This is a genomic window from Kitasatospora sp. NPDC001683 (assembly GCF_053596495.1).
On sequence record NZ_JBSFGK010000002.1, the window covers coordinates 200125 to 210098 of the forward strand.

The 9974-nt window shown below is 72.3% G+C and carries 9 protein-coding genes; 6 read left to right on the forward strand and 3 right to left on the reverse strand.

The features are described 5' to 3' along the window. Positions 1 to 75 precede the first annotated feature (75 nt). Both ACWCYO_RS01895 and ACWCYO_RS01900 read right to left on the reverse strand, forming a co-directional pair. Positions 76 to 501 (reverse strand): hypothetical protein, encoded by a 426-nt coding sequence (locus ACWCYO_RS01895; protein ID WP_449783034.1) that lies wholly within the window; start codon positions 499 to 501, stop codon positions 76 to 78. A gap of 7 nt (positions 502 to 508) precedes the next feature. Next, positions 509 to 973: a cupredoxin domain-containing protein gene (locus ACWCYO_RS01900; RefSeq protein WP_270140643.1), complete on the reverse strand. Its 465-nt coding sequence runs from the start codon at positions 971 to 973 to the stop codon at positions 509 to 511. A 291-nt stretch (positions 974 to 1264) separates the two neighbouring features. On the opposite strand from ACWCYO_RS01900, the gene ACWCYO_RS01905 reads away from it, so the two are divergent. The 3 genes from ACWCYO_RS01905 (at position 1265) to ACWCYO_RS01915 (ending at position 3157) form a co-directional block, all read left to right on the forward strand. Continuing rightward, positions 1265 to 1687: an SsgA family sporulation/cell division regulator gene (locus tag ACWCYO_RS01905; RefSeq protein WP_449783035.1), complete on the forward strand. Its 423-nt coding sequence runs from the start codon at positions 1265 to 1267 to the stop codon at positions 1685 to 1687. 146 nt (positions 1688 to 1833) lie between these two features. Beyond that, complete coding sequence (locus ACWCYO_RS01910) at positions 1834 to 2208, forward strand: cupin domain-containing protein (RefSeq protein ID WP_270140646.1); 375 nt, start codon at positions 1834 to 1836, stop codon at positions 2206 to 2208. Positions 2209 to 2392: 184 nt separating this feature from the next. Beyond that, positions 2393 to 3157, forward strand: a complete 765-nt coding sequence (locus tag ACWCYO_RS01915; RefSeq protein ID WP_449783036.1) for a maleylpyruvate isomerase family mycothiol-dependent enzyme — start codon at positions 2393 to 2395, stop codon at positions 3155 to 3157. Positions 3158 to 3226: 69 nt separating this feature from the next. On the opposite strand, the gene ACWCYO_RS01920 is transcribed toward ACWCYO_RS01915, so the two are convergent. After that, positions 3227 to 4396 (reverse strand): TIGR03364 family FAD-dependent oxidoreductase, encoded by a 1170-nt coding sequence (locus ACWCYO_RS01920; protein ID WP_449783037.1) that lies wholly within the window; start codon positions 4394 to 4396, stop codon positions 3227 to 3229. A 162-nt stretch (positions 4397 to 4558) separates the two neighbouring features. Here ACWCYO_RS01920 and ACWCYO_RS01925 point away from each other — a divergent pair, with 162 nt between their 5' ends. The 3 genes from ACWCYO_RS01925 to dnaE all read left to right on the forward strand — a co-directional run bounded on the left by ACWCYO_RS01925 (position 4559) and on the right by dnaE (position 9780). After that, on the forward strand, positions 4559 to 5320 hold the full coding sequence (locus ACWCYO_RS01925) for a GntR family transcriptional regulator (RefSeq protein ID WP_270140651.1): 762 nt from the start codon (positions 4559 to 4561) through the stop codon (positions 5318 to 5320). A 4-nt stretch (positions 5321 to 5324) separates the two neighbouring features. Next, positions 5325 to 6014: a phosphonatase-like hydrolase gene (locus tag ACWCYO_RS01930; RefSeq protein ID WP_449783038.1), complete on the forward strand. Its 690-nt coding sequence runs from the start codon at positions 5325 to 5327 to the stop codon at positions 6012 to 6014. Between the two features lie 199 nt (positions 6015 to 6213). After that, a complete protein-coding gene (dnaE, locus tag ACWCYO_RS01935) occupies positions 6214 to 9780 on the forward strand; it encodes a DNA polymerase III subunit alpha (RefSeq protein ID WP_449783039.1) in 3567 nt (1188 codons plus the stop codon). Positions 9781 to 9974: the final 194 nt, after the last annotated feature.

Genomic DNA, 9974 nt, shown 5'->3' on the forward strand with positions numbered 1-9974 from the left:
GCGCCCGGGCCGCCCGGCTCGCCGCGCCGCCCGTTCACTCGGGCGGCGGGGCGGTGTCCGGCGCTCCCGCCGTGGTCAGATCCGGTGTCGGCGGTGGCCGATCAGCAGGATCGTGAGCGCCGCGGTGGCGATGCCCTCGGCCCAGGCGGCGAGGGTCTTGTCGGCGAACCAGAACGGCTCGTACATGTTCGGCAACGGGCCGAGGGTGCCGACGTCGACGTAGCGGTAGAGCAGCAGCGCGCCGAGGGCGGAGGCGGCGACCAGCCAGGCGTAGAGGTCGCCGGCGTGGTGGCGCCGGAGGAGCAGCAGGAGCACGGCGAGGCTCGCGGCGGCGGATTCGGCGCGGAACAGGGTGCCCTGGCTGATGGTGTCGCCGACGGCGTCGTACCGGTCGGCGAGCCGGGCGTGGACGGCCGCGTCCACCGCGAGTCCGGCGGCGGCCGACAGGCGCAGCGCGAGGTGGGCGAAGCGGCGCCGGCGGGCGGGGGCGGGGGTGATCACGGAGTGCTCAGCTGACGATGAGGGTGCCGTGCATGAACGGGTGGATGTCGCAGATGTACGGGTGGGCGCCGGTCTGCTGCGGCGCGGTGAAGCTCGCGGTGGCGCCGGGTGCGATCGTGCCGGTGTCGAAGGACTTGTCGGAGGCGGTGAGGGTGTGGCCGTCGGTGTCCTGGTTCGTCACGGTGACGGTCTGACCGGGGCTGACCGTCAGGCTGGCGGGCGAGTACGCGAAGTCCTTGATCGTGATGTGGAGGGCGCCGGTGCTGGACGGGGAGGAGGCCATCAGGGTGCTCGTCGGGCTCACGGCGCCGGTACTGGTCTGCGCGGGGCTGGTGGCGATCGCGCTGCTCTGCACGGGGCTCGTCGCGCTGATCGACGGCGTGCCGGCGCTGGAGCCCGAGCTGGAGCAGGCCGCGAGGGACGCGGAGAGCAGCAGCGCGGCGGCTGCCGGGAGGGGCCGGGGGCTGGTCACGTTCGGACTCCGTTCGGGAGGGTGCGGCCGCGGGAGCGGCCCGCTCCCCACCTTCCTCCGGCCGGGGTCCGCCGTGACCGGGTCCGGGGCTCCGGACAGCCCACCATTTCACACGCAGGAGTGAAAGCCACGACATGGACTTGACGCCCGCCGTCGGCCCGTACGTCCCGGCGATGCGCGGGAATTGTGGAGATTCGTCCGCCTCCGGCTGCCCGTGGACCCACCGGGTAGGCGCCCCCAGGTACGCCGGGCCGCCCGGTCCGGTGCCCCGCCTCACAGGAAGCCGAATCGATGCAGCTGTCCACCGTCCGCCCGGTGCCCGTGACCTTCCCCGACAGCGCGGCGCCCGACGTCCCGGTCGAGGCGGAACTCCGCTTCGACGCGAGCCTCCCGTACGCGGCCTGCCTGGCCTTCCCGCTGACCGCGTGCCAGTGCACCGGCGACGCCGCCCGGGTGTGCTGGTACTTCAGCCGCGAACTGCTGAACGAGGGCCGGCTCGGCCCGGCCGGCAGCGGCGATGTGAAGGTCCGTCCGGGGTCGGCGGGCGAGGTCCTGATCACCCTGCGGGGGCCGGACGGCGGGGCCCTGGTCAGCGCACCGGAGGACCTCGTGACGGCGTTCCTCTCGGACTCCTTCGCCCTGGTGCCCGCCGGATCCGAGTCCGACCACCTGGACGTCGACGCGGCCCTCACCCGGCTGCTCGCCGCCGACTGAGCCTTGCCCATCGAGCCTGCCAACCGAGCCTGGGCCACTGAGTCCGGGTCACTGGACCGCTCGCCCGAGCCGCTCGCCCGAGCCCGTCGCACCCGGTCCCTCCGTAGAATCCACGGGCCGATCCCACTCGCCCGCAGGAGGCCGCATTGACGCCCGACCCCGGACCCGGTGTGCTCACCCACCTGGAGTCCCTGCTCCAGCAGGCTCCCGCCGACCGCGGCGGGGCGCTCTGGCGCCTCCGGGAGGAGGGCCGCCAGCTGGACGCGAACATCGTCCGGCTGCCCGCGAACGCCGAGGTCACCGGGCACGTGGAGCCGGACCTGGACGTCCTCGTCCAGGTGCTCGACGGCAGCGGCGAGCTGGAGACGGCCAGCGGGCGGCAGGCGCTGACCCCGGGGTGCACGGCCTGGCTGCCGCACGGCGCGCGACGGGCGGTCTCGGCGGGCCCGGACGGTCTGGTCTACCTAACCGTCCACCGCCGCCGGCCCGGCCTCTCCATCCGCTCCACTCCCGCCACCTGACCGCCCGGGCGGCTCTCACCGCGGCGTGCCCGGAGAGTTACTTGACAGCCTCAACCTTTCAGGCCTAGCGTCGTCCGCGATTGCTTCAACTGATGAAAAGTTCAGCTCGCGAGCCATCGGGCGCGAGGCGCTCGGAGGCAGCGCCAGAGTCGTCGTAGCCCCGCCCGCACTGGAGACAGCCCCCATGACCCCGCTGGACCACGGCCCCGCCGTCGCCGCCGAGACCACCCGCTTCGTCGCCGCCGTGCGGCAGGCCGACCCCGCCCTCCCGGTGCCCACCTGCCCGGGGTGGACGCTCGCGGACCTGGTCCGCCACACCGGCAGCGTGCAGCGGTGGTTCACCGTCCTGCTCCACCAGCGGATCCAGGAGCCGCCGCGCAGCCGGGACGTCGACCTGCGGCTGCCCGAGCGGCCGGAGGAGTACCCGGACTGGCTGGCCGAGGCCGCCGAGCAGGCCGCCGCGGCCTTCGCCGAGGGCGACCTCGACGCGCCGATGTGGGCCTGGGGCGCCGACCAGCACGCCCGGTTCTGGGTGCGCCGGATGCTGTTCGAGACCCTCGTCCACCGGGTCGACGCCGAACTCGCGCTCGGCCTGAAGCTCGACGTCGATCCGGTGCTCGCGGCCGACGGCGTGGACGAGTTCCTCACCAACCTGCCCTTCGCCGCCTTCTTCGCCCCCGGCACGGCCGAACTGCGCGGCGAGGACCGGACCATCCGCTTCGCCCGCACCGACGGCGAGGGCGACTGGCTGGTCCGGCTGCGCCCCGACGGCTTCGGCCTCGACGACACCGATGACGACACCGGCACGGCGGCCGACGCCACCGTCCGGGCCCCCGCCGCCGAGCTGCTGCTGCTCCTGTACGGCCGGCTCGACCGCACCGCGGCCGGGGTCGAGGTCTCCGGGGACGAGGAACTGCTGGCGCACTGGTTCGCCCACTCCGCGTTCTGAGCCCTGCCGGGTGCTGCCGAGCACCGCGGGGCACGTGCCGAGCAGGCACGTGCCCCGACCGGCGGCGGCTCAGGCCGTCGCGGCCAGCGTCCCGTCGAAGCCGGCGGCCGCGAGGCCGAAGGAGAGCGTCATCCCGATGCCCGAGGTGACCGAGACGGCCCGCACGCCCGGGGCCAGGTCGCGCACCAGCAGCGGGCCGCGGGGGCTGCTGGCGTAGACGCCCTGCCAGCGCTCCAGGATCCGCAGGCGCGGCACGCCCAGCACCCGGGCGACGGCGTCGATCAGCAGCTCGTAGGTGCGCTCGTCGATGAACGGCGGGGTGGTGGCGTCGTAGTGGTGCGAGTCGCCGAGCAGCACGGTGCCGTCCGGCCGGCGGGTGAACATCACGTTCGCGCCGATCTCCAGCAGCTCCGCGCTGTGGCCGAGCACCTCCTCCCGCAGCCGGGCGGCCGAGGGCCGGGTGGTGAAGGCGTCGTAGCGGAGCATCGAGGTGGCGGTCAGCACCGCGGAGTCGGTGCGGAACCCGGCCGGGGCCTCGGCCCGCGCCATGCTCAGCCGGCAGCGCTGGATCCCGTGGTCCTCGGCGACGTCGGGGAACAGGTAGTCCAGGTCGTGGCCGACGCAGACCAGGATCCGGTCGCCGTGGACCGGACCGCGGGTGGTGTGCACCGCGCCGGGCTCGACGCCGGTCACGGCGGTGCCCCACAGGACGCGGCCCCGCGGCTGCTCGGCCACCCAGCGGGCCAGGCCGGGCGCCGCCTCTCGCGGGTCGACCCGCAGGTCGGCGGGCAGCAGCGCGCCGCCCACCAGGTCGCCGTCCGCGCCGGCCGCCCGGCCGAGCGCCTCGGCCGTCTGCGCGGCGCTGCGCAACCGGACGGCGTCGCCGCCGCGTTCGGCGTGCAGCTCCTCCAGGACGGCCGCCTCGGTGGCGGACCGGGCGACCACCAGGGTGCCGGCCTCGGCGGCCCAGAAGCCGGCGGCCGCGGCGGCGCGCAGCCAGCCCGGCCGGGAGCGCTGCGCGAGGGCGAGCAGGTCGCCGTCCTGGGCGCTGATGCAGCAGTGGCCGAAGTTGCGGACCGAGGCGCCGACCGGCCGCCGGTCGCGGTCGACGACGGTGACGGACAGTCCCCTGCTCAGCGCCTCGAAGGCGTGGGCGAGGCCGATGATGCCGGCGCCGACGATCACCACGTCGCTGCGGGCGGTGCTGGGGGAGGTCACGGGTGCGGTGCTGCTGCTCATGGGCCCAGCTTCCGGGTTTCCGGACACCGGAGTCAAGACATGTATGTACAAGTTACCGGCTGTTCATCCGTCCGACCTTCACCGGAATCCAGTGGGTGAACAGGGGAATCCGCAGGTGGACCGGCCTTGAGAAGTTCCGTCCCCGGGTGTCATAGTCGACTTGTGAAGACAAGTGAGGACCTCCCGCTGCACCAACGGCTCGGCGCCGAGTTCCAGCGCCGCATCGAGTCCGGCGAGTGGCCCGAGGGCAAGCCGGTGCCCAGCGAGGCGCAGCTCTGCGCCGAGTTCGGCACCTCCCGCGGCCCGGTCCGCCAGGCCCTGGCGATGCTGCGCAGCGCGGGCAGCCTGGTCGGCGGGCGCGGGAAGCCGCCCATCGCCCGCCGCACGGCGCCCTCCCAGCCCTTCGACACCTTCCTGTCCTTCACCCAGTGGGCCCGCAGCATCGGCCGCGAGCCCGGGCAGAGCACCCTCGAGGTGGCCCGCCGACGGGCGTCGCCGGAGGCGGCGGCCCGACTCGGGCTGGCGGAGGGCGAGCCGGTCGTCGAACTCGTCCGGCTGCGGCTGCTGGACGGCGTCCCGGCCATGCTGGAACGGTCCACCTTCGTCCACGAGGTCGGCCGCATCCTGTTCGACTTCGACCCGGACACCGGCTCCGTCTACCAGGAGCTGCTGCGCCGCGAGGTGGACCTGCACCACGCCCGGCACACCATCGACGCCGTCGCCGCCGAACCGCGCGACGCCGAACTGCTGCGGGTCCCCACCGGGGCCCCGCTGCTGCGGGTGCGCCGGCTCACCACCTCCGGCCGGGGCGTGCCGCTGGAGTACGCCGACGACCGCTACCTGCCCGCCATGGCCACCTTCACCATCGAGAACACCATCGAAGGCCGGACCGTCATCGGCCGCTACCGCACCGAAGAGGACTGACACCGTGATCGAGCTCGCCGCCCTGGACATGGCCGGTACCACCATCAACGAGTCCGGCGCCGTCTACCGTGCGCTTCGCACCGCCGTCGAACGGAACGGGGTGGCCGTCGCGGAGGCCGACCTGCAGACCTGGATGGGCACCGACAAGCGCGAGGCCATCGCCGCCCTGGTCCGCCTCGGCGGCGGCAGCCCCACTCCGGAACTGGTCGAGGAGAGCTACGCCGCCTTCGCGGAGTACCTGCGCGAGGCCTACCGGACCACTCCCCCGCAGGCCATCCCCGGGGTCGAGGAGGCGCTGGCCGAGCTGCGCCGGCGCGGGATCAAGGTCGCGCTCACCACCGGCTTCAGCGACGACGTCGCCCACCCGCTGCTGGAGTCGCTCGGCTGGTCCACCGGTGAGGGCGGCAACCTGGACGCGGTGGTCACCTCGGACGAGGTCCCGCGCGGCCGCCCTGCCCCGTACATGATCCACCGGGCGATGCAGAAGACCGGGGTCATCGACACCCGCCGGGTGCTGACCGCCGGGGACACCGTGGTCGACGTCGAGGCCGGCCGCAACGCCGGGGCCGGCGTGGTCATCGGGGTCCTGACCGGGGAGCTCACCCGCGCCGACTTCGACGGGCACCCGCAGACCCACGTGCTGGCCAGCGTCGCCGAGATCCCCGGTCTCGCCGAGGCCCGGCCGAGCGCCTGACGGCACGCCGTACCGGCCGCCGGGCCGTCGCGGAACCGGCCCGGCGGCTGCCGCAGCTCCCCGGTCAGGAAACTGTCAAGGAGACGGGAAGGACGCGTCAAGGTCGCCGCCGAGGACCCCCCGCTCGGCGCGTCGCCCGCGCCGACCCGCTAGCGTGGACGGCTTCCCCCACCCGAGGTCCACCGAGGAGAGCAGCGCCGTGTCCGACAGCTTCGCGCACCTGCACGTCCACACCGAATACTCGATGCTGGACGGGGCGGCGAAGAACGGCAAGCTGTTCGCCGAGGCGGAGAGACAGGGCATGCCCGCCATCGCGATGAGCGACCACGGCAACATGTTCGGGGCGTACGAGTTCTTCCACGCGGCCGCGAAGACCGCCGTGAAGCCGATCATCGGCATCGAGGCGTACGTCGCCCCGGGCTCGCGCTTCCTGAAGAAGCAGGTGTTCTGGTCGCCGGGCGGCCAGCGCCCGACCGGCGCCGACGGCGAGGGCGGCAAGGACGTCTCCGGCGGCGGCCGCTACACCCACATGACGATGTGGGCGCAGAACGCCACCGGCCTGCGGAACCTCTTCAAGCTCTCCTCGCTCGCGTCGATGGAGGGCTACTACATGAAGCCCCGGATGGACCGCGAGCTGATCGCCGCGAACGCGGGCGGCATCATCGCCACCACCGGCTGCCCCTCCGGCGAGGTGCAGACCCGGCTGCGGCTGGGCCAGTACGAGGAGGCGGTCAAGGCCGCCGGGGCGTACCAGGACATCTTCGGCAAGGAGAACTACTTCCTGGAGCTGATGGACCACGGCCTGGACATCGAGCGCGACGTCCGCGACGACCTCCTGCGGCTGGCCAAGCAGTTGAACATCCCGCTGCTGGCCACCAACGACTCGCACTACGTCACCGCCGACCAGGCCGACGCCCACGACAGCCTGCTCTGCGTCGGCGTGGGCAAGAACAAGGACGACCCGAACCGGTTCAAGTTCCAGGGCACCGGCTACTACGTGAAGACCGCCGAGGAGATGCGCGAGCTCTTCCGCGAACTGCCGGAGGCCTGCGACAACACCCTCGCGATCGCCGAGCGGGTCGAGTCGTACGAGGAGGTCTTCAGCTACGTCGACCGGATGCCCCAGTTCGACGTGCCCGAGGGCGAGACCCAGGCCTCGTACCTGCGCAAGAAGATCGAGGTCGGGCTGAAGCACCGGTACGGCGACAACCCGAGCCAGGAGGTGCTGGACCGGATCGAGCTGGAGATGGGCGTGATCACCCCGATGGGGTTCGACGCCTACTTCCTCGTGGTCGCCGACATCTGCCAGTACGGCCGGGACAACGGCATCCCGGTCGGCCCCGGCCGTGGTTCGGCGGCGGGTTCGATGGTCGCCTACCTGACCGGGATCACCCAGCTGGACCCGCTGGAGCACGACCTGCTGTTCGAGCGCTTCCTCAACCCCGAGCGCATCAACCCCCCGGACGTCGACATCGACTTCGACGACCGCCAGCGCGACCAGATGGTCCGCTACGTGACCGAGAAGTACGGCGCCGCCTACACGGCCCAGGTGAACACCTTCGGCACGATCAAGGCCAAGGCCGCCGTCAAGGACGCCAACCGCATCCTCGGCTACCCGTTCTCGATGGGCGACCGGATCACCAAGGCGATGCCGCCGGACGTCATGGGCAAGGGCGTGCCGCTGGCCGACCTGTTCGACGAGAAGCACCCCCGCTACAACGAGGGCACCGAGATCCGGGCGCTGTACCAGAACGAACCGGACGTCAAGAAGATCATCGACACCGGGCGGGGCATCGAGGGCCTGATCCGCGGCACCGGTGTGCACGCCGCGGCCGTCATCCTCTCCTCCACCCCGCTGCTCGACCTGATCCCGCTGCACATGCGGGACAAGGACGGCGTGATCATCACCGGCTTCGACTACCCGTCCTGCGAAGCCATGGGCCTGATCAAGATGGACTTCCTGGGTCTGCGGAACCTGGGCATCATCGACCACTGCATCAAGATCGTGAAGGCCAACCGGGGCGTCGACGTCGACATCGAGAAGATCCCGATCGACGACCCCACCACCTACCAGCTGCTGGCCCGCGGCGACACCCTGGGCGTGTTCCAGCTCGACGGCGGCCCGATGCGCGCCCTGCTCAAGCTGATGAAGCCCACCGAGTTCGCCGACATCTCCGCCGTCTCCGCGCTGTACCGGCCCGGCCCGATGGGCATGAACTCGCACACCAACTACGCGCTGCGCAAGAACGGCCAGCAGGAGATCATCCCGATCCACCCCGAGCTGGAGGAACCGCTCAAGGACGTCCTCGGCCCCACCTACGGCCTGATCGTCTACCAGGAGCAGGTCCAGCGCGCCGCCCAGGTGCTGGCCGGCTACTCGCTCGGCCAGGCAGACCTGCTGCGCCGCGCGATGGGCAAGAAGAAGAAGGAGGTGCTGGAGAAGGAGTTCGTGCCCTTCCACGCGGGCTGCAAGGAGCGCGGCTACTCCGACGAGGCCATCCAGGCGGTGTGGGACGTCCTGGTCCCGTTCGCCGGCTACGCGTTCAACAAGTCGCACTCCGCCGCGTACGGCCTGGTCTCGTACCAGACCGCCTACCTCAAGGCCAACTACCCGGCCGAGTACATGGCGGCGCTGCTCACCTCGGTCGCCGACGACAAGGACAAGATGGCCGTCTACCTGGCCGAGTGCCGGCAGATGGGCATCAAGATCCTCTCCCCCGACGTCAACGAGTCGGTGGTCGACTTCACCGCCGTCGGCAGCGACGTCCGCTTCGGCCTCAAGGCGGTGCGCAACGTCGGCGTGCCGGTGATCGAGTCCCTGGTGAAGACCCGCGACGAGAAGGGCAAGTACACCTCCTTCGCCGACTTCCTGGACAAGGTCGAGCTGGTGGTCTGCAACAAGCGCACCGTCGACTCCCTGGTCAAGGCGGGCGCCTTCGACTCGCTCGGCCACACCCGGCTCTCGCTCAGCAGCGTGCACGAGAGCGCGATCGACGCCGTCACCGGGGTGAAGAAGCAGCAGGCCATCGGGCAGGACGACCTGTTCGGCGCCCTCGACGGCGGCGACGGCGGCGGGCCCGGCATCGGACTGGACTTCCAGCTCACCGACAACGAGTGGCCCCGACGCCAACTCCTCGCCCTGGAACGCGAGATGCTCGGCCTCTACGTCTCCAGCCACCCGCTCGACGGCGCCGAGCACATCCTCTCCCAGAACCGCGACACCTCGATCGCCGAACTCCTCGGCTCCGGCCGCTCCGAGGGCGAGGTCCGGCTGTCCGGCCTGATCACCGCCGTCGACCGGCGGATCAACAAGGCCGGCAACGCCTGGGCGATCATCACCCTCGCCGACCGCGACGGCTCGGTCGAGGTGCTGTTCTTCCCCGCGACCTACAACCTGATGGCCGATCAGATGGTCGAGGACAACGTGATCTCGATCCGCGGCCGGCTCAACGAGCGCGACGGCTCGCTGAGCGTCTTCGGCCAGGAGATCACCACCCTCGACGTCTCCTCCGCCGAACTCGGTACCAAACCGCCGGTCCAGATCACCGTGCCGGCCTCCCGGATCACCCCCGAGGTGGTCGCCGAACTCAAACTCGCCCTCCAGAACCACCCCGGCGACGTCCCGGTCCGGCTGCTCACCACCAACTGGGACAAGAACACCCTCTACGAGCTGGGCTTCCAGGTGAACCCCGACAACGGGCTCGCCTCGGACATCAAGACCCTCCTGGGCAACCGCTCCTGGGCGGGCGCGGCGGTCCGCTCCTGAGCCGCGTCGGCCGGCCCTCGTGACGGAACGAGCGGGCCCCGGACCCGCAGCCCGCCCGACCGGGGGCCCCCCGCCCCGGGGCCGCGCGAAGGCGGGGGGGGGGGGGGCCCCCGGGGGGGGCGGGGGGGGGGGGGGGCGGGGGGCCCCCCCCCCCCCCCGGGGGGCGGGCCGCCGGGGGTTAAGGTTGGGGTCCG

Excerpts from the sequence above, each read along its gene's own strand:
- ACWCYO_RS01905 (WP_449783035.1), top strand. The coding sequence starts at position 1,265 with ATGCAGCTGTCCACCGTCCGCCCGGTGCCCGTGACCTTCCCCGACAGC.
- ACWCYO_RS01915 (WP_449783036.1), top strand. The coding sequence starts at position 2,393 with ATGACCCCGCTGGACCACGGCCCCGCCGTCGCCGCCGAGACCACCCGC.
- ACWCYO_RS01920 (WP_449783037.1), bottom strand. The coding sequence starts at position 4,396 with ATGAGCAGCAGCACCGCACCCGTGACCTCCCCCAGCACCGCCCGCAGC.